Source organism: Paenibacillus sp. 01T442, assembly GCF_056398345.1.
On the sequence record NZ_JBFTPF010000016.1, the window covers coordinates 1 to 20,519 of the forward strand.

A 20,519-nucleotide genomic window follows, 5' to 3' on the forward strand; every position below is an offset into this window, starting at 1 on the left:
CCTCTATTAATTCCGCTTCCGGATGTGTTTTCAATAACGCTATTCGCTCATTCACAAGCGCTGTCCACTCTTCAATCCCGATAAAACTTCTCGTGGGCTCCATCGTTTGATAGCTGTCATAGAAGGCGCCAATGAGCACAATAATACTGACATACATCAGATAAAGATCCGCATTCACAGCGTTCGCCCGCAGATACGTGCGTTTAATTACTTCATTATTCATATKAAAAGGCGATAGCCTTGTCTCTGGAATCATATACAACTGTTCGCCAGCAATGATCGTTACGCAATCAACTTCTCGCGCAAATTGATCCACAAGTCCGCGAACCACGTCGTCCGCCATGTAGGCTTGAAGCCACTCTTTCCCCACCTCGTTATCACGAGCGAGCAAGGTATAAATTCGAAATGCTTTCATCACTGTTCCATTCTCAAGTCCGATTGTCATCCTGTTCTCCCCATGAAATCAACATATTCTGTATGCTGAACCTATCATTCACTTTAATGATGTCCTGTTGTTCAATAACGACCAAACAGCGGCTTCCCAGAAGCGCATACATATCTTCCAGCAACGTCGCCTGCTCCTCATTCTGCTGCTGCTCATCTTCCACCGCCCGAAGGGGGCTTCTTTGATGCAAATAAATCCAAAAATCGTAAAAAGCTCTCTCGCCAAGCAATTTCGCATGTTCACGCACTTCGTACTGTTGGATAAAAGAGTTCAATTCGACGTGTCCCTGCTCCTCCATCATTTGCAGGAGCTGTTCCATCAGAATCTTATATACCTTTTTCTGCATCGTCTGGTATCGATATTCATCACTGTCTCCACCAATTACTAGAAACGTGTCATCCCGCTCCTGTCCGCTGCTGTCTTCCAGCAAATTTTGCTCAGACCACACCGTCAGAAGCGACCACATCTTCGTCTCTTGAATCGGTAAGAACGGCGCTATCACACCCTTCATTGTTTCCAATGGCAGCGGCGTACTAAAAATAAGCGAAGCAATATCCTGATCAAAATTAAAGGAGTCCAGTCCCGTATAATATAAGGATTCTTGTGCTGCGCCCAAAGCATGTGATTTGAGCACCATACTCTGGTGAAAAAGAACAGAATGCTCGCCATGCACCTTCTCAAGCTCATTGGATATCCGTAAAATTAACTCATAAGGTCGTTGATCCGCCTGTCTAACGGTCTGAGCCTGAACGCGATCCTTGGTCTCTTTCACGAATTGTCGTAATTCTTCAAACTCCTCATTCTCCATTTGCAAGCGCAAATAAATATCTTCCAGCAGACCTTTATATCGTCCGAATGTTTCCTCCGACACAATATTTCTTTTCAACTCATGCTCCAGCTTGACCATCCGCTCCTGCAAAGCTTCCACGTCGATCCGCATTTCATTGATTTGCCGCAGAGCGCCTTCGAATTCGCCCTTCTCAAGTTGCTTACGAAGTACCAGTTGATGAATCGATAATTGGAATTCCGTATAAAATTCTTTGGTCGCAAAAATAAGCTCCAACCCATCCTCGTCGAGCGTGTAGTACTGCGTATTCGTTTTTAAATCGAAGGCATTCGCTTTCAGAATCGATATGTAAATATGCTCCTGCACCCCAGATTCCCAGTTCATAAACGTAAAATCCCGTTTCTTCCCTGTCGTCGGGCGAAACACTTGCGTGATCTGCCTAGCCAGATCCTCAAATCCGGCATCGTCTAGATCAATGAAGGGCCCCGTCACTTTCAAAAGAAACTCGGCTAAGTCTCTGACACCCGCCTTGTTATTTCGCATCAACTTCTGCTCAAAAAAATAAAGCAGCGAGAGCAGCCCAAGTTCCATAAAATCGATTGGTTTGTTTTGTCGATCTGTTTGCCGCTTTCTCTGAAGCTCATAGAGCGGATCAAAAAGTGCCAGCTTGGTCATTCGTTCCCGAAATCCGGAAATCACCTGACCAATTTCTACGTAGTCCATGCTGTGTGCCTCCAAATCTTGCAAAGCTCTTGTGTAGGTAATATTTCTTGGGGAAAATAGCCGCCCGTTGCTAGAGAATGGTTAATCGTTTCTTGTTCCTCCACCGTAAAATGAAACAGAAAATCTTGCAGTGCCTCCTCATTACCCCGTTGGTTCTCTTTACCATAAGCAAACTCTCGGCTCAAACATTCTCTGTAAAAGGGGAGGGCAAGAAAAGCCGGTTTACCAAAATATTTAAGCACCTTTTTATTAAATAGATGCCAAATATGGATGCCTTCTCTATCAATATCGCCAAAATAGTAGAATTCATGCGCAGCATCCTTGAGCGGAAGCTGCATCGGCAGCAGTTCAATGCTTCTCGTTATACGATATCCGCCGCCAAAAATTAGCGTAGTAAACGGAACATCAGGCATTGCCTGCAGTAGCGCTTGATACGTTGTTTTATTTTCAACGATTAGATGCCTATGAATCACACCCGTTAAATTATATGGATTCACAGCAAACATCAAGGGGTCCTCTACATGAATAATAAGAAGCTTGTCCCACAAACCGATTCGAGTCAGCAGCTCTTTCCCCTGCTTCTCTGTTATCCACTTCTCATCCGCGACTAGCTCAAAGCTTCGTTCTGGCGCTGGTACTGGGGTGGTTGGAAGCTTCTCTCTTTTCAAATAGGCATCGACCCGTTCAATATAGTGCCTGTCTTGCTCCCAATTTTCCGCTCCTAACGAATAGTAGGCATCCAGTTGAATATCAGGATGCAAAAGCAGTCTGGCCTGATGAATATCCTTGTGTGTATCTACTTTTAACCGATTTTTCTGCAAACTATATTGATAAGCAAGGGCTGGTCGTTTAATTGTTCTCCCTTGTTTCTGAACCATCCGTAAGATCTCATCCGATTCAAGCTCGAGTACCGACTGAGCGAATTGTTCATAGGTACAAGGCAGACCTTGAAATAAAGCTTCTAGTTCGTGAAGAGCAACTTTGGTTTTCTTTAAAGTTTGTAGATATGAACGTATCCGAACGTTGGGGTTCATGAATTTGTGCTCCTATTAGAGAATATATCCACCTTACATCATAACCGATTGTGATCGTTCAGACCATTAGTCTTAAGATGATTCCAGAAATAAGAAAAAATCCGCCTGATCTCCGATGCATGGCTGCGGGAGATCAGGCAGATTTATAGATATTACATCACTTCTTTAAAGCTAACGCCCTCAAGATGATCGTTGCTGCCTCAGCTCGAGTTGCCTTCCCTTTTGGTCTTAATGTACCATCCTCGTAACCATTCATTAATCCCTTCGCATTAGCAGCAGAAATCGCTTCTTTTGCCCAATCAGAAATCTCTGAACGATCCGTAAAGGTAGATACTTCTGCCACCAAACTAATTTKAGCGGCACGAACGATGATTGCGGCCATCTGCTCACGGCTAATCGTATCATCAGGACCAAAAGCCGTATCGCTATAACCATTAATAATATCCTGTGATGCGGCAGTAGCTATTGCGGTTTTCGCCCAATGATTACTTGTATCCGCAAATATCTTACCCACTTGTTCTTTGAGATTAAAAGCTTTTACAATGATCGAAACGAATTCAGCTCTAGTAATGTTAGTATCAGGTTTAAACGTTCCATCTGGATATCCATGAATAGATCCCTTCTGAACCAACTCTAGAATGCTTTTTTCCGCCCAGTGACCCATCGTGTCAGAAAGTGCAATAGGGGTACTTGGTTTAGCAGAAGCTAGGACCGCGAACTTCGTAAAATGATTCACAGAACCAGTTACCGTAGCTCCACTGCTATCTAACTGCGGATTCTCTAACTGAATCCATTTTTTTGTTTCTTCATTTAACCAATAAATACTAACTAAGGATTGACTCATGTCAACTTTGTTTTTATCAAAAGGCAACGTAATTTGTACCGATTTGCTGAACTCACCAGTGAAATCTTTCGTAATATCGAAGACATCKCTAATCAGCTTCAACGACGAGTCCATTGGTAGGCTGGACGTATCCGCTACTTTATTCACAGTTACCTTGAAGTTACTAACGTTGCCATTAACAGAACCAGTCGGAACAGCAATTTTAGCCCCGTTTAGGGTTACTGTACCGCCATTCGTTGCATAAATGATACCTGTATTCGGTGAAAGTTCTGCTCCACCGCCACCCCCAGTAGGAGTCGTTGTATCTACCGAAGTGTAACTAACAAATTGTGTGAAATGTTTAGTCCAAATAACAAGGTCGCTGCCAACATTCATTTTAGCTTCGCCACCATCTGGCAGTAAATCAGCAGTTGGCTGATTATCGGCAGTAAGTGTAGTGGTTATTTCATGAAACACACCATCTCTTACATAACCAGCTGATTTACCTGCTTGACCTGGAACAACAAGGCGTACTGCTTTATTAAAGGTTAGCGTTACACCTGGTGCTCCGACTTCAATAACAGAGTTCACATTTGCATGGCTAACAGATACACTGCTATTGCTTTGGACTTCTGGAAGTCTAATTTTCCCATCCCAGTTATCTGGAGCTGTAATTATAATGCCATCAGGAATAGCAACACTTACATTCCCACCCAATGATGTACTCACTGTATTAACTTCTAAGAATGGGAGCGTAGCCGTTCTAGTCGTTCCATCTGTCGTAGTGGGAACTGAAATTTTGACGTCTGTTATACCTGAGCCAACGTTAATGGTCAAAGGTTCATTAGTAACAGCGATTGTTGTACCAGAAACAGCGGTTTCTGTTTTTATCTTCGATAATTCTTGCGTATTCCGAACGCGAATTCGAGTACCTTCTGTATTTTTACTTGCTAATCCTACAGCTTCAAGTGCATCACCGACAACAAGACTCGGAACTGCCCCGCTTTGATTCACAATATAGCCGTCCGTAAACACAAGAACAGGTCCAGTTCCATCATTAATTACATAAGAATTATCATCAAATTTGGAAACCACTCTTCCTCTAACCTTCACTAGCAGTCCTTGATTTTGTTCTAAGGTAGCCTGACCCGTTGTTAACATCTGAGGCGCAATCGGATTCGCGTGCCCTGTTTTAATAACATCTAATTTGAATGCACCGAAGTCCAATTCTTTATTATTTTCAAAAGTTTTCATTTGCCCATAAATTCGTACGGTATCCCCTTCAACCAAAGTGTTCTCCGGCAGTTCCTTAAAGGCCATTATCCCGCCAGTCGCATCCTGTACATAGAAGGCATCGAAGAATACGTTCGAGCCTGTAACTACAGTACCTTCAATAATTACTGAGGTTCCATCCGCTTTCGTACGAGCATTCGCAATGGTATCTACTTGTGTATCTCGATGAGCTAACCAATTAATCGCATTTAAGCCCAGTTCATTATTGCCTTTAGGATTATAKGATTCGTCCATTTGCTTGTCATTAAAAGTATTCATCCCAGAGACGATAATTCTGCCGTTTCCAACCTGTTCAGAAGCAATAGCCGGAATAGCTGAACCGCCGCTTCCATCATCCGTTGTATCGTAGGAATATCCACCACTGCCGATGTTATTCTGGAACGTTGTTTCATTCCCTTTAACTAACACAGTCACTTTATCGGTGTCTATGAGTGCGCTATGACCGACTTTCTCAAGACTTGCCCCACTGTAATACTCTACTGTCAGTGCCCGATCCGTTATATAATTTTTAACGATTCCAGGATGTAGACGCACTGTAAATGTATTAGTGCCAATAGGTGGTGTCCAAAAATTCCCATCTAGACTAGTATCAAAAATGCCATCATTACTTACTTGGATGGTCGATCCAATCTGTTGGAGCAAGTTGTTGCTAATGGCAGGATTAGCACTATTATTGCTTTTCTCTGTTAGTAAGAGAGATCCACCTGCTTGCACAAATGCGGCTATCGCTGCACTTTCATCGGCAGTTAACGCAACGCTTGGGTGAGTAAACATCAGTACTTTCACATCACTTAGTGATGAAGAAGTAATTGCAGTCGTATTCTCAACGACCGTATAACCTTCCTGCTGCAGCTGTTTTGTGAAGCTTTTCATATTATCCTTGTAAGTACCAGCATCAAGTGTTGTATTCTCATTTTTGTGAGAAGCATCAATCATTACTTTAATACCTAGCGAAGGCTTAATCTTCACAGCTTGGACGAATTGATTATCGGCCGGCGAATCACCTGGAGGCGCATCAAGAACAGCAATTAATGTATGATCACCCTCCATTGGAGCAGCCCATGTCACCCTAGCCGTTGCCGTTCCTTTAGATGATATCAAAGCAACTGAAGTATTACCTATCAAGTGCGCAGCATCTACCGCGTCATAGTAAAAATGGACATTCAAGTTGGTTAAATCTTGCGATCCTAAGTTAGTGAGACCTGCTTCCAATGTAGCCGGGCTTCCACCAACTATACTGTCGCCTACCACATTGATCCCGCTAATCTTCACATCCGTTGTGACAACTTGAGACCAGATTGGAGCTGAGTAAATACGTTCGCCATCCATTTGCGTTACTTTTACCACAAACCATTGTTGGCCGCCAGTGATATCTACAGTTGGATTCCAAGTAAAATCAGCCGACATCGGCGAAATGGATTGTACCACTTTGTTACCATTCGTAATCAACTCTACTTTGGCAACGCGATCATCCGACTTATAGGAACTGCTAAGGTAATTATATTCTGGCATCGTCTTCACTTCTTTAACAGGATCCTTACCGGAAACGGAGAAGTTTAAGGTGCTTCCCTTGACTGTTGCACCCATGTAACTGCCATTAGCAAGGAAATCCAAGCTAAAATTCGGATCTTCACTCATGTATACGCGCATGTTACGCATGGATTGCAGCAATGACTCTTGAGATAGATCATTAGCTACGATTACGGTTCTAGCGTTCGTTTGACCCCAAGTACCGTCATGATTATCCTCACCATAGGTCGGTGCGACATGCCATCCGAGATCCAATGCGCTAAAGAACTTCCCTTCCGCATTCGCATAAGCATAATGACCTGAACCATTGCCTACCTCCAACATGGTAAACAATTTATCCACATTGCGATCGTAAGGCATGAAATTGTTAAAAGCATTAGCCGACATATCCGGGTGATTGAATTGTGCAACCACATCATCGTAAGTCAGCACCCATGCATAATATTTACTTAAATCTTGGTATTGACCTCCATTCATCTTCCGATCAATAAAGTTTTCTGTTCCAAAAACATTCGAATGTCCCCAAGTTGTTGAGGTCATTTCAAAAGCAGGGAACACAACAAAATTATTATTTTGCGTATATTGTGTCGCCAAATTCTTCGTTAACTGCCAATCCGCTCCACCCGTACGTTCAGGTGAGCCTTTGTGGTCTACGGTATCTTGACCTACTAGAGCTGCATCAATGTCATGTGAATGATCGGAAAAAGCGAAGTAATCATAATTATGCGCTTTAGCTGCTAGTAAAGCTTGTTCTGGTGTACCTGAAGCATCGTGAGAGATATCGGTATGATTATGTGTTGTACCCCGATAGTGATTTCCTCCGGTAAACACGGGAACTACTGAGAAAGACCATGTATAAGTACCAGCATTCCCTTTCGTATCCTTCACATTTACGATTACGGTATGATCAGCGATAGCCAAATCTGAATTGATTTGCAGCTGAATTTGCTCGGCTGTAGTTATTGCTTGTACAGGTTGCCCATCCAGGGTTACAGCTAACGTAGTTAAATCAAGACCGCTTGGTTCAACATATTGAACAGAGATTAATGGCTGTCTATCCTCAGTCTTCGTACCTTGAATCGGTGTTTCATCCATAAATTGCGGCGCAAACGTATCCGCTACTACCGAAACCACATTAGGCGTTGTCGGTGAACCTGACTGTTTCGTAGTTGTTGCGTCTTTAGCTTCAATGTAGTAGTCAAAAGTACTTCCAGCAGGGACCAATGCTGCCGGTAAAGTTACGCTATAGGAACTTTGATCTGATGAAGTCATAGGTAAAGCTGAATACGTAGTACCACCAGTTGCTCGGTAATAGATTACAACGGAATTTGCATTCTTGGCCGTTGCAATGAATTTGATATCCGTATTGATATAGGCTTGGGTTGTTGGCTGGTGAGAAAGCGTAAGTTCTTTAATCTCCGTCACATCCGCTACCGATCTTGGGAATACCTGGTATCCACTATTGTAGGGGGAACTGGAGTCATACTGACTGAAGATTCCCGTAAATGTATACGTAGAATCCTTTTGTATGTTTGTTGTCGTGTTGATGCCACTTGCAGTCGTTACCCTAAGGGTAATGGTTTTACCTGCTGCATCTGCTACAGTTATGTTATATCCATTACCCGAAATAGCAGGAATGTCAGTAACTTTACCTGTAAATTTAACTAGAGATCCTTCCAGCGGCTCAGCTTTCGTATTATCGATTAAATCAACAATTGTAGCATTTTTAGGAAGCGGMAGGGTACCCGTTCCCTTCTTAACTACTGAAGTAGGCGTAATTTCTGTCAAACCGTTATAGAATTGAACAGCGCCTGTAACCTCAACTACATCACCTTGAGAAACGGTCACACCACTAGGAAGAGCTCCGAATACAGCTATGCCTCCCGTATCGTCTTGCATATAAAAAGTGTTAGCTGCTGTTACCTCGTTATTGCCAATAACAACACCTTGTATGGTAAAAATCTGATTTATTTTATCAGACTTTCCATTGCTGTCATTCGTCCGCAAACTGCTAATCGGCGTAACTACCGTAGTATCAGCTTTCGTAATCTTCGTGACAGAACTTTCCAAGCTAATACCATTTGCACCAGATGTTAACTGTGAGACATAGACGTCGTCGGTTCCAGCATTAAATGTAAATGTGAACGAGCCGTCCGCAGCTGAAACAACATAGTCTTTGCCATCCGTAGTTGTTGTAAAGCGATTGCCTGCTGCAGCAAGGTTATACACATAAACCTTTGAGTTCGCTGCCGCTGCACCAGGCGTACCCCCAGAACCAGTAACTTTACCAACATGCGTGTTTGGATCAACAAAATAACTCAGTTTGCTAGCGTTTAATCCAGCGCTTTCCGCAGCCAAATTAATCATAACTGCGCTGCTTTCTGTTTTACCTGTTTCTTTGGTTGTCATATAGACTTGCGTTTTGTTTGCTGTATTATCAAATGTTAAATTAAATTCACCATTACCATCTGCATACACTGCATTCGTGACTGCTACGCTTGCGGTATCCGGATTGCTTACATATAAGGATACATAAGTAGAAGCCGTAACTGAAGCTGTGTAACCAACTACAGTCCCGAGCGTACCTTGATTTGTAAACTGAATGTTTTGTGGAATGGGTTGTGAACTTTTCGTAACGACAACTGCTGGAGTGGCAGAATTTCTAGGTGTAATTATCGGACCCACCACGAAGTCCGTATTGTTATTATCGGTATCCCAACCAGCGCCTTTCTCAGCAGCTGAATTGCTGCCATCTTCGGCTTTACGTTGCGCACTTGTAGTGCTTACTAATATCGAAGTAGGTGATCCTTCTGATTCGCTCGCAGTTGGACCATACCCTACAAAATCAAGAACCGCAGGGTCAGTTTTTCCAGATATTAATGTCGTTTTACTAGCTAATGCTACTTTTCCTGCACCGACAGCCATGGCAATGTTCCCCGTAACATCAGGTGTTGGAAGGGCAGTGCCAACTGCAGCATTACTTGCTTCTTGTACCAATAGGAAGCCATGAGCCTTTATCGTTTTGCCTGTAAGTGAAGTAATATAAGTTGAAAAAGCGCTCGCTGCAGAGGCATATTGAACTGAGTATCCAGTCAAATCAACTTCTGCATCTGTTGGATTATAAAGCTCAATAAAGTCATTTGTATAAGTTGCCCCACCATTACCTCCCCCACCATAAATCTGGCTTATTACAACATGATTGGCAGCAGCACTCGCCTTCGGTAGTTGCAACCCACTCACAGGAAGCAATGAACCCATAAGCAAAAGAATAGCTAACCCAGTGCTTGTCCATTTCTTATACGTGTTAAACAAAGCAATCATTAATAATTTCCTCCTCGTTACTCTATACATAGCGTTCACGAACTTTCAAATTACTCTTACAATCTTCTTTCCCCTTCAGATTACCCTTTGATTTCATCAGATCCCTCGCATGTTGTTCCTTTCTCGTTGAATTGGGCGTACTTTGATAAGCTTACATGTTTTTCATTCGGGCTTTATTAACCGGAGGTTATTTATTTGTAAATGTATTTACTTAAAGCTTACACAAGCTTAATACTGCGAAGAAGATTGTCGTTTATTATTTAAACGTAGGTTAATTGGTCATGCTTCACATGTATAACTTCGAGGGGGAACTTCTTTGTTGGCTCAAAAAAATAATTTCAGATTCATGCGGGCTATCCGAATCACAGCGGTCGTTACATGTTTAGTTACATTCTTGTTATACACGTATAGTCTTAAAGCCTCGGCTCATGCACTCAGTGCGAGCTATACGACGATTTCTTTTGAACAAGATAAAACAGACTTTTCCTTTTCACTTGATGTAATTTCGGTTATTGAGAGTATGGATGTTGATGCCAATAAAAATGGTATTTTGGATGCAGATGAACTGGAGAAGAACAAACATCGATTAGAGGAATGGATTGACGACAGTCTTGTTCTCGAAATGAATGGAAGAGAACAAGCGGCGGAACTAACCGATTTAAAGCTTGGCAAGAAAGGGGACAAGGAAGTTCTTACTTGGGATTTAATCTATCCCGCATTTACAGCAGGACAATCGATTACAATTCTCGACGGACTGTATGCAAACCCTGCTGCATCAGCCTATGTAAATCTGATCACTTCACGACATGGAGATCAAGTCAGCGAAACTGTCCTTCAAGGTAAGAATCGCACATGGACCTTACTCCTAACTGAACAACAACAGCAACAGCAACTCTCTAATTCAACACAAGTTAACCCTACACAGATGGATCAAACACTTCTACACAATCAGCAAAACCAGCCAAAAGATACCAACGGGAGTTCCGCGCCATCTAGTGCCCAACCGACGAATACAATGCATGAGAAGTCTGCAACTTCGGCTTCCTCAAGCTGGTTCTCCTTCTTCAAGCTGGGTATCCATCATATATTAACGGGTTACGATCATTTGTTATTTCTGTTTGCTCTACTGCTTCGTAAACAAAGCTTTAAGCAATATGTTTCGATTATTACGGCTTTCACCCTCGCACACAGTATTACGCTGACGCTCGCTGTGCTTGGTTATATCAGTCTTCCATCACGCATCGTTGAGTCTGTGATTGCCTTAAGTATTTGTTATGTTGCATTGGAAAATATTTTCCGAAAAGAAATGCGTAACCGCTGGATCGTAACTTTCTTATTCGGGCTTATTCATGGAATTGGCTTCTCCGAAATATTGCGTGAAATGGGCCTGCCCAAAAGCCATTTAGCTGTAGATCTTATTAGCTTTAATCTGGGGATTGAATTCATCCAACTATGCCTTGTCCTTGTTCTGCTTCCTATTCTGATCTTCATACAGAAAAAATCATTCTTCCGGCCTACAATTCATGTCGGCTCCTATGCGATCACAGCGCTAGGCGGGTTTTGGTTGATTGAACGACTGTTTTTTTAATATAGTTGAAGTTAGAGGGTAAATTGTAGGTGGAATAAATGAAAAAGTCTGCCTGATCTCCCATGCGTAGCCGCGGGAGATTAGACAGACTTTTTATTTACTCTTCATTATTACGCGCTTTATTTATCTTCTTCCACTACGAAAGTAATCTAACATTCCTTCTTTCGCTTCCTCCAATGCCGGAAGTACATTTGTTAAGTACGCTTTAATTTCAAATGCCTTTAGAATTTGCCTTATGTAATGAAAAGTCTCTTCATTACATACCCCTATTTCTTTGGGAATGACTTGAGCTTTTTCAATCAGCTCTAGCAATAGCCCTGCTATTTTATCGGGTATTCCAAATTTTTCAGTTAACCCGTATTGCAAGATTTGTTCGGACTCTTGATCAACGATCAGGCCCATCATCGGGTAGAAGGGCCTATCCCCTTCATCAATAGGCATAGGTGCAAAGAAACAATCGATTTCCCATATCCCTGCAATCCCTTTAAGCGATCTTTTTGCCTTGGCCAGACGAAGTTCATCTAGCGGCGTTACCACGTAATCATTTGCTTTATTTAAAGGCTTTGGTTTGATCCATTGATCCGACCAAACTAGATTCTTCCGATCTCGTTTAGAAACTCTTGTAAGGAAAGTATCGTCCTCTTCTCGAATAATGGCATCTGGGTTGGATTTGTAGACTTGGACGACTTCAATCGCTTGTTGCAATGCCAAACTTAGAAATTGCACTTGTTCTTCATTTTGAATTGGCCATGGAACAAATCCTGGCTCATAAAATCGAAACGTTGGCCAAGCATTTGCTCCTCGAAATTTCAGACCAAGCTCTTTTATTTGTTTCAGCTCGTCTGGATACAACTCAGTCCTACTGTCGAAAGAAAGCATCAAGCAATACTGTGAGTACATCAGATCTATGTCCGTTTCTCCATCCATCATTTTAAAAAGAGTCTCAAGGCCTTCTGTTCCTAAATATACAGCCAGACCGTATAGCTCGCCTCCGTTGCCCATAATGCAGCAATAACCGATCTCCCCATTCACCGGATTCTCTACACCAAAAATATGAGCATTTGTAAAATAACTCCAACATTCAGCTTTTTTAAATGCTGCTGCCGCATCATACAGAGTTTGCCACTGCTCTAATTTCGTATTCAACTGATACATTAATTCTATTGCTCCCATCCATTACATTTTAGAAACTAATTTCCACTTTGAAACCCAGATCCTTCAGCCATTTAAAACGTCAAAAATTACAATCGGAATATCCTTTCCAATTCAAAAACACACTCTGAAAAAGCAAATGAACACAACTTGTCCTCTCTTCCAAAAACTTCTCGCTTTTGAAACGAACCCTCTTCTAATCCATACACCTCAACAGTTTGATGCGCAGGGTCAACAATCCAATATTCCAAAACACCAAACTTCTCATATGTTTTAAATTTTTGGTTTCTATCTTTAATCGCAGTAGATGGAGATAATATTTCAACAATGAGCTCAGGGGCGCCTTTGCCTCCCTTATCATCGATTTGGGATGGATTACAAATGACAGATAGATCTGGCTGACAGACTGTATCCGGATTGTCGTATTCTTCAGTCTCACTTAATCTCACAGCAAACGGAGCGATAAAAACCTCACATAATGAACCTTGGAGAAATGAATGGAGTTCAAGAAATATACTTCTTAGAATCCGTTGATGTGTCGTAGAAGGAGCAGGTGTCATGTTAAAAGGAACTCCATTAATTAACTCCCATCTGCCTTCCCATTCAAGTAGATCTTGAAATCTATAGCGATGATCCTGTTCCGGCATTTTCATGAGAAGTTCCTCGCTCTCTACAATATTTCCCTTATTTTAACACAGTCAAATGAAAAGTCGAAGCTGAATAGAAAATCCGCCCACCACCACATATCCCCCATATACTTGAATATATTTAATAACAAGCTTTATTCCCCTATGTCTGATTAGCGTTCTGCTTATCATAAACGCCAAGGAGGTGTCCCCATGACAGAACCCTTATTTATCGTTTCCAAAGAGGATTGGTCACTCCACCGCAAAGGATACCAAGATCAAACCAGGCATCAAGAGAAGGTCAAAGATGCAATTAAACAGAACCTTCCTGATCTCGTTACAGACGAAAGCATCGTCATGTCCAATGGAAAACAAGTCGTGAAGGTACCGATAAAAAGTTTGGACGAATACCGCTTCCGCTACAACTTCAACAAAGGCAAGCATGTCGGTCAAGGCGATGGTGATTCACAGGTTGGCGATGTACTTGGAACAGACCCGCAGCCTGCCCAAGGTCCAGGCAAAGGCGAAGGTGYTGGCGATCAAGCTGGCGAGGATTATTACGAAGCCGAAGTGAGTATGGAAGAGCTGCAAGCGATGCTTTTCTCCGAACTGGAGCTGCCGAATTTGCAGCAAAAAGAGAAGCGGAACATGACGTCCACCGAAGTTATTTTCAACGATATCCGTAAAAAAGGGATCATGTCCAACATTGATAAGAAGCGGACGATCCTCGAAAATATGCGCCGCAATTCGCGAGGCAGCTCGCCGGGTATCCACCATATTTCACCAGACGATTTGCGTTTCAAAACTTGGGAAGAAATCGAAAAACCGCACTCCAATGCGCTTATTATTGCCATGATGGATACCTCTGGGTCCATGGGCTCCTTCGAGAAGTACATAGCCCGCAGCTTCTTTTTCTGGATGACCCGCTTCTTGCGCACGAAATACGAGAACGTTGAGATTGTGTTCATCGCGCATCATACCGAGGCTAAAGAGGTGACAGAGGAAGAGTTTTTCACGAAAGGAGAGAGCGGGGGCACGATCTGTTCCTCGGCTTATCAAACAGCTATTGATATTATTGATAAAAGGTACCCCCCTTCTCAGTTCAATATCTATCCCTTTCATTTCTCGGACGGCGATAATTTAACATCAGATAACGAGCGCTGTGTGAAGTTAATTACGCAATTAATGGAGCGTTCGAATATGTTTGGCTACGGGGAAGTGAATCAATATAACCGCAGCTCTACGCTGATGTCCGCTTTCCGCCATATCAACAATCCGAAATTTTTGCATTACGTCATCCGTGAAAAAGGTGAAGTGTATAAAGCGTTGAAAACCTTTTTTACCAAAAAGGAAGGAGTGCCTGCACAGTGAGTAAATCCGAAATCCAGAAGCTGGAATATGCCATTGATGAAATCACGGAGATCGCGAAGGGCTTTGGGCTCGACTTCTTTCCTATGCGATACGAAATCTGTCCGGCAGAAATTATCTACACCTTCGGTGCCTATGGGATGCCGACACGCTACAGTCACTGGAGCTTTGGTAAAAATTTTCATCGCATGAAAACGCAGTACGACTTTGGACTTAGTAAAATTTACGAATTGGTCATCAATTCGGACCCCTGCTACGCCTTCCTTTTAGACGGAAATTCGCTGATTCAAAATAAACTCATCGTCGCGCACGTGCTCGCTCACTGCGACTTTTTCAAAAATAACGCACGCTTCTCCAAAACGAATCGCAACATGGTCGAGAGCATGTCCGCTACGGCTGAACGCATCCGCCAATATGAAATTGAACATGGTATCGATGAGGTTGAACAATTCATAGATGCCGTTCTGGCCATCCAAGAGCATATTGACCCTGTATTAACACTAACCTATGGCCAAACTCGCAAACGACAAGAAAATAACAAAGCCGCTACACCATCAGTACGAGGCGAAGCCACTTACGGCTATGAGGATTTATGGGACTTAGATAGTCGAAACAAGCCTATTGTCTCCTTGGATAAAGAAGATACGAAGCGTTTTCCACCGAAACCGGAGAAGGATCTCCTTCTTTTTATAGAGGAAAATGCCCCATATATGGAGGAATGGCAACGGGATATCCTGACCATGCTGCGCGATGAAATGCTCTACTTCTGGCCGCAGCTTGAAACCAAAATCATGAACGAAGGCTGGGCTTCCTACTGGCATCAACATATCCTGCGTGAGCTGGATTTGACCGAGGAAGAAACGATCGAGTACTCCAAGCTGAACTCCTCCGTCGTCGTTCCCTCTCGCCATTCATTAAATCCTTATTATCTGGGTGTCAAAATTTTTGAAGACATCGAAAAGCATTGGGATGCTCCGACGGATGAAGAAATCCGCAGATTCGGGCGGCAGCCTGGGCAAGGCAGGAAAAAAATCTTCGAAGTTCGCGAATATGAATCTGATACCTCGTTTATCCGTAACTATTTGAATAAACCACTGGTTGAAGAGTTAGATCTGTACGTGTTTGAGAAGAAAGGCCCTGAGTGGAAAATCACAGACAAAACATGGGAAAATACGCGGGATCAGCTTATTTACTCCAGAGTGAATGGTGGTTTCCCTTACATCGTGGTCGAAGATGKGGACTATCAGCGCAACGGGGAGCTTTACTTGAAGCATGCTTTTGAAGGCGTGGAGCTGGATTTGAAATATGTCGAGCGGACGTTGCCGTATATTTATAAGCTGTGGGGTAAAACCATTCATATGCACACGTTGGTGGAGGATAAGCCGGTGTTGTTTAGTTTTGATGGGAAGAAGCATCATCGGAGATTTTTGTGAGAGAAAGCCCAACCCTGAGGGGTTGGGCTTTTGGGTGTGCATGTATCTCGCTAAAAATAGCAGGTCAATATTCCGATATAGTAATGGTTAGCTACTCAGAACTAAAGGAGGAACCTCATGGACATTCCAGCTATGTCAATGTCATTAGCCCAAAACAATTTATCCCAAGCAGTTGGAATAAGCGTTTTGAAAATGGCGAAAGAGCAAATGGCCGAACAAGGCCAACAAGTGGTCCAATTAATTAAACGCAGTGTGCAGCCGAACTTAGGCGGAAATCTTGATATAAGTGTTTAAACCCACCTCTCTGCGACGGGGCAGCCACATATTGCGGAACGTCAGTGCGCTATTCTAATGAAATCAGTCATTTTCGCATGTTAACGGAACGTGGGTGCACTATTTGCGCGAATTTGTCTAAAAAAGGTCATTCCATACGGAAATAGCGAACCTACATTCCCTTCCTTATCAAAAAACTCGATTTAAGAGCAAATAAGAGACCTACGTTCCCTTCGGCAACGTAGGTCTCTTATTAATCCCCGCCTTCTGGAGCTCTGAGACTAAATCTCTATTCTAAATTAAATAACCGTACGGTTTCCTGGATCGATAATCCAATACTCCTGTACCCCATATTTCTGATATAAATTAAACTTCTCGCATGATCAAGTTAGTCGTTGCCAACTTTACACCGGCGGCTTCCTTATAAGTGAGCAATTGCCAATAGATGTTATAGCCATGTATAAACCAACGAGCTGAGACCAACATTAATGAAGTTACATTACCTAAACACCAAAGGAGACTTCGTTATGCAACAGGAAATACAACCTAATTATCAAACGCAAACTACACCGAGTACCAACCACGGCGGTCATGAACTATTCGATTTACATGAGGTGCTGGCCTGTACCATCAATGTACTGGACCAATTCATGATGTTTAGACAGTTTGTACAAGATAGCGAGCTGCTGGACATTCTGGATCGTCAATACCAGTTCACACTTGCCCAGTACAATTTAACCGTTGAATGCTTCACAACCGGGCAAAAGCCAAGCCAAGAAACGTCCACGTATATGATTAGGCAGTTATCGGATCCGATCTATGGCATTAAGCCAACTCAGCCGAAAAAGCCCAACCAGTCGCTCGCTGATGTGAAAGATGCAGGAATTAGCGGGCATATGCTTGGCCTGGTCAAAACACATGCGTCGTTGCTAACCATGACCGCCGTGGAAGTGACGAATCCCGTTGTTCGGCGCGTATTAGCCTCTCAGGTACAAAATTTTATAGAAATGGCTTATGAAATCTTCCTTTATCAAAATAGACTTGCCTACTACCAGGTGCCACAATTAGAAGCTTCCGATATGCAAAGCATGCTGACCGCATTCGTTCCCGCAACCGGAGCCCCACAAATGCCGCCGAATAACAGAGGGGCAGCCTCTGTGCACTAGCTAGCAGCTTGTGAAGCCCAGCATCGGCCCCAAGGCCGCTGCTTGGGCTTTCTCATATTTGTAGCCAGGGTTATGGAGGTCAATCACGGATGGCAACATTGCGGCATAACAACAGTAACAACAACACAAACAAGCTATCCTGGTGGCAGTTAGCTTTATTCGGTATTGGTTGCACAATAGGAACTGGTTTCTTCCTTGGTTCTAGCATCGCCATTCAAAAGAGCGGTTATTTTGTTGTCGTTATATTTCTTTTGGCAGCGTTAGCAACCTTATTTGTCTATGAAGCCTTAGCACAGATGACGGCTGCCAACCCTGAAAAAGGATCTTTTCGGAATTATGTTAGGGAAGCATTTGGCCGCTGGGCAGGCTTTGGCGTGGGATGGTTGTATTGGTCCTCGGAGATGCTCATTTTAGGCAGTTCCTTAACGGCAATTGGGATTTTCACGCAATTCTGGTTTCCTAATTTGCCACTCTGGTTGTTGACTGCGATTTACTCGTTCCTGGCCCTATTAGTTGTTATTCTTGGCTCGAAAGGCATTAACAAAACTGAGAATATATGCGCCATTGTAAAAATCACGGCATTACTCCTATTCATCGTAATCGCAGGGATTACTTTCCTCAAAGGAACCCACATCATTCAGCCCATTCAGGGTAGTAGCGCTCATGCTCATTGGTTTGCTTCAGGATGGACCGGCGCATGGAAAGGGCTTTTATATGCGTTTTATGCATTTAGCGGCATAGAGGTCATGGGTTTTATGGCCATCCATTTGCGAAATCCCAAAGAAGCCTCTAAGGCTGGGAGGCTTATGCTGCTTACGATCACAGTGCTCTATGTGTTCTCTATTAGTTTAGCACTTCTTTTTATGACCAAGGATCATTTAACGCCTGATAAAAGTCCGCTGCTTCTCGCTCTTGACTTCATGGGATTACCTATTCTCGTGCACATGATGAATGGCGTACTGATTATTGCAGGATTTTCTATCCTCGTTGCCTCACTATATGGCGTATCAACGATGCTGGTAGCTTTAGCGGAAGGCGGCGATGCCCCGCCATGGCTGGCTAATAGGAAAGGCAAGAAGCAGTTACCACTGTATGCACTAGGTGTGAATACGATCGGGTTATGTGTTTCTATCGTCCTTGCGCTAGTCATGCCAAGCCAAATCTTTGAACAAATAACCACGGCTGGGGGCTTGGTACTCCTATATACGTGGTTGCTTATCGTCGCATCGTATCTGAAACAACTTCGGCCAAACCTTAGCGGGCAACTTAAATCTTGGATCGCTATCCTTCTTATCTTGGCAGCAGTTACGGGTCCACTCTTGGAGAAAACCGATCGAGCTGGGTTTTGGAGTAGCCTTCTTATCGTCATGGTAATTATCCTAATTACGTTGTGGATGAAGCATAAATCAGAACGAAGAGAGCCTGCTTAACGATATCMTATTTATGAAATAGCACGCCCACAGCTTTTAATTTATTTTTCATAAACGTGTACGGACATTTAGAAGGGACGCTTTCGTCATCACGTAAGAAATATTGCTTCCATTCTTGGTTATCCTCTTGCCCGTACCATTTCAGTGAAGGATGTGCGGGGATACCGTCGTACGCCTCTAATTTTTGGCGAATGCGTTTTTTCATATTACGTCCAAAAGGGGTAGTATCGTTGATTTCTTCAAACACCCATCGCGGTTGGAAGGCAATGAGGAAATGCGGAAACATTCGACTCTTCCTAACCACATGGGCAGGTGTCCCGCAAAAGGAGAAATACGGCTGCCCATCATGGCAGAATTCCCAAGAATGGTGCGAAGGATCCTTTGATATATGTTCAGGCCAAGGCGCCTCATCTTTGGCGCTGATTCGGCTTAAAACAGACCAAAATAGCCMCTCGTAGTCTTCTACTGAGAAGCTATTCAGCATGTCTGTTGGTGTATGAAAAAATATAACCAGCGAGGCAAATTTACCAGTTTCCCGCGAGCATCTGCCATATGCCTGAAGGAGCTGCGAGGCGTCGAGGGCAGCTTGCTCTGATCTCGGATCCGCAGCAAAACCGAATCGCAGGTTATTGGTAAGAAAGCCTTGACGGCCAGGTATACAAGGGTACGTATTTCCTGAATCCGCAATCATATTGCCGAATTGACGAAAAGCGTCCTGCTGCCATGGGGCAAGGGTGTTCATATGTGTATTAAGCCAGTCTTTGGCGTATAGATCAGCCATGTCATGATAGCCTCCTTCGCGAGTACGAAGCATACTATGCGAAGGAGAAAAGATGGGTGAGTATCTCGGTTAGGAGATACAACTGGACGTGTAAACCTCTGTCTAACCAGTTAGCTGCTTATAAGCTTGATAACCGAAGTACATACCGAAGCCAATGAGAGAAAGGCCAGCTATGACAGAAATCGTTTGCAGGGTCGTGCGATTCCCGAACTTGTGGAAGGAGCTGGCGAGCGTGGCCATAGCAACATCCCACAGAAGAATGCCTGCAAAGATGCCGGAGGTATGCCAAAGCACCTGGGTAAGGCCATAATTCTGCACACTTTCGGCTAAAATGGAGCCATAAATGCCGAGCCAAAATAAGATATTCAGCGGATTGGTAAGTGCCATAATAAATCCAGAACGGAAGGAGCTTACGCCGCTGGATTGGGCGTCACGAGAGTTAGCTTCCTGGGTTTTCTGCACGTTTCTTAATGTATCAATACCCGTGTAGATAAGTACAAAACAGCCAAACAACCATAGAAATGTTTTCATAAACGGGGTCGTCAAGAAATGGGCTAATCCAAAATAAATAAGCAGCATATACAATAAATCGGCACACATCGCGCCCAATCCGATCAACCACGCCCCAGTAAAGCCAAATCTGGCTCCCTTGTCGAGTTGTGCGGCGTTAATAGGACCGATTGGTGCCGATAGCGAAATTCCAAGAAACAGATAAGTGATAAAAGCATCCATAGACTTCGCCCCCT

Annotated in this window: 14 protein-coding genes and 1 pseudogene; 6 read left to right on the plus strand and 9 right to left on the minus strand. The window is 43.3% G+C overall.

All coding sequences use genetic code 11. The features are described 5' to 3' along the window. The 4 genes from AC1DLM_RS15495 to AC1DLM_RS15510 form a co-directional block, all read right to left on the minus strand. On the minus strand, positions 1-445 hold a 445-nt coding region (locus tag AC1DLM_RS15495; protein ID WP_477570469.1), incomplete at its 3' end, for a DUF6063 family protein. Continuing rightward, positions 429-1,955 carry a replicative DNA helicase gene (locus AC1DLM_RS15500; RefSeq protein ID WP_441992270.1) on the minus strand — a complete coding sequence of 509 codons (1,527 nt, stop codon included), beginning with the start codon at positions 1,953-1,955 and terminating at the stop codon, positions 429-431. The genes AC1DLM_RS15500 and AC1DLM_RS15495, both read right to left, overlap by 17 nt. Beyond that, entirely contained in the window at positions 1,943-2,989 is a 1,047-nt protein-coding gene (locus tag AC1DLM_RS15505) for a Wadjet anti-phage system protein JetD domain-containing protein (RefSeq protein ID WP_441992269.1), read from the minus strand. Before AC1DLM_RS15505 ends, AC1DLM_RS15500 begins: the two co-directional genes overlap by 13 nt. 157 nt (positions 2,990-3,146) lie before the next feature. Then, complete coding sequence (locus AC1DLM_RS15510; RefSeq protein ID WP_477570470.1) at positions 3,147-9,956, minus strand: S-layer homology domain-containing protein; 6,810 nt, start codon at positions 9,954-9,956, stop codon at positions 3,147-3,149. Between the two features lie 316 nt (positions 9,957-10,272). Between AC1DLM_RS15510 and AC1DLM_RS15515 the strand changes: the two genes are divergently transcribed. Continuing rightward, positions 10,273-11,544 carry a HupE/UreJ family protein gene (locus tag AC1DLM_RS15515; protein WP_477570471.1) on the plus strand — a complete coding sequence of 424 codons (1,272 nt, stop codon included), beginning with the start codon at positions 10,273-10,275 and terminating at the stop codon, positions 11,542-11,544. A gap of 123 nt (positions 11,545-11,667) precedes the next feature. On the opposite strand, the gene AC1DLM_RS15520 is transcribed toward AC1DLM_RS15515, so the two are convergent. Together AC1DLM_RS15520 and AC1DLM_RS15525 are read right to left on the minus strand one after the other, a co-directional pair. Continuing rightward, positions 11,668-12,699: a DUF7309 domain-containing protein gene (locus tag AC1DLM_RS15520; RefSeq protein WP_441992266.1), complete on the minus strand. Its 1,032-nt coding sequence runs from the start codon at positions 12,697-12,699 to the stop codon at positions 11,668-11,670. Between the two features lie 86 nt (positions 12,700-12,785). Further along, positions 12,786-13,349, minus strand: a complete 564-nt coding sequence (locus tag AC1DLM_RS15525; protein WP_441992265.1) for a Uma2 family endonuclease — start codon at positions 13,347-13,349, stop codon at positions 12,786-12,788. A 186-nt stretch (positions 13,350-13,535) separates the two neighbouring features. Between AC1DLM_RS15525 and yhbH the strand changes: the two genes are divergently transcribed. From yhbH to AC1DLM_RS15540, 3 genes are all read left to right on the plus strand, one after another. Next, entirely contained in the window at positions 13,536-14,693 is a 1,158-nt protein-coding gene (yhbH, locus tag AC1DLM_RS15530; RefSeq protein ID WP_477570472.1) for a sporulation protein YhbH, read from the plus strand. Further along, the gene (locus AC1DLM_RS15535) at positions 14,690-16,123 is read left to right on the plus strand and encodes a SpoVR family protein (RefSeq protein WP_441992264.1); all 1,434 of its coding nucleotides are present in this window, start codon (positions 14,690-14,692) and stop codon (positions 16,121-16,123) included. The genes yhbH and AC1DLM_RS15535 overlap by 4 nt, the downstream gene beginning before the upstream one ends. 117 nt (positions 16,124-16,240) lie before the next feature. Next, positions 16,241-16,417 (plus strand): YjfB family protein, encoded by a 177-nt coding sequence (locus tag AC1DLM_RS15540; protein ID WP_441992263.1) that lies wholly within the window; start codon positions 16,241-16,243, stop codon positions 16,415-16,417. 278 nt (positions 16,418-16,695) lie between these two features. Here the strand turns inward: AC1DLM_RS15540 and AC1DLM_RS15545 are convergent. Beyond that, positions 16,696-16,764, minus strand: a pseudogene (locus AC1DLM_RS15545) (Uma2 family endonuclease); the annotation flags it as partial. Positions 16,765-16,923: 159 nt separating this feature from the next. On the opposite strand from AC1DLM_RS15545, the gene AC1DLM_RS15550 reads away from it, so the two are divergent. Both AC1DLM_RS15550 and AC1DLM_RS15555 read left to right on the plus strand, forming a co-directional pair. Next, on the plus strand, positions 16,924-17,562 hold the full coding sequence (locus tag AC1DLM_RS15550; protein WP_441992262.1) for a spore coat protein: 639 nt from the start codon (positions 16,924-16,926) through the stop codon (positions 17,560-17,562). Between the two features lie 89 nt (positions 17,563-17,651). Then, complete coding sequence (locus AC1DLM_RS15555) at positions 17,652-18,992, plus strand: amino acid permease (protein ID WP_441992261.1); 1,341 nt, start codon at positions 17,652-17,654, stop codon at positions 18,990-18,992. On the opposite strand, the gene AC1DLM_RS15560 is transcribed toward AC1DLM_RS15555, so the two are convergent. Continuing rightward, positions 18,946-19,773 carry a YqcI/YcgG family protein gene (locus AC1DLM_RS15560; RefSeq protein ID WP_477570473.1) on the minus strand — a complete coding sequence of 276 codons (828 nt, stop codon included), beginning with the start codon at positions 19,771-19,773 and terminating at the stop codon, positions 18,946-18,948. The two genes, AC1DLM_RS15555 and AC1DLM_RS15560, sit on opposite strands and share 47 nt — an antisense overlap. Positions 19,774-19,875: 102 nt before the next feature. Further along, positions 19,876-20,505, minus strand: coding sequence for a LysE family translocator (locus tag AC1DLM_RS15565; RefSeq protein WP_441992259.1), 630 nt, complete (start codon positions 20,503-20,505; stop codon positions 19,876-19,878). Between the last annotated feature and the right edge of the window lie 14 nt (positions 20,506-20,519).

Coding starts and splice junctions, on each gene's coding strand:
- AC1DLM_RS15500 (WP_441992270.1), bottom strand. CDS start 1,955: ATGGACTACGTAGAAATTGGTCAGGTGATTTCCGGATTTCGGGAACGA.
- AC1DLM_RS15505 (WP_441992269.1), bottom strand. CDS start 2,989: ATGAACCCCAACGTTCGGATACGTTCATATCTACAAACTTTAAAGAAA.
- AC1DLM_RS15520 (WP_441992266.1), bottom strand. CDS start 12,699: ATGTATCAGTTGAATACGAAATTAGAGCAGTGGCAAACTCTGTATGAT.
- AC1DLM_RS15525 (WP_441992265.1), bottom strand. CDS start 13,349: ATGAAAATGCCGGAACAGGATCATCGCTATAGATTTCAAGATCTACTT.
- AC1DLM_RS15540 (WP_441992263.1), top strand. CDS start 16,241: ATGGACATTCCAGCTATGTCAATGTCATTAGCCCAAAACAATTTATCC.
- AC1DLM_RS15550 (WP_441992262.1), top strand. CDS start 16,924: ATGCAACAGGAAATACAACCTAATTATCAAACGCAAACTACACCGAGT.
- AC1DLM_RS15555 (WP_441992261.1), top strand. CDS start 17,652: ATGGCAACATTGCGGCATAACAACAGTAACAACAACACAAACAAGCTA.
- AC1DLM_RS15565 (WP_441992259.1), bottom strand. CDS start 20,505: ATGGATGCTTTTATCACTTATCTGTTTCTTGGAATTTCGCTATCGGCA.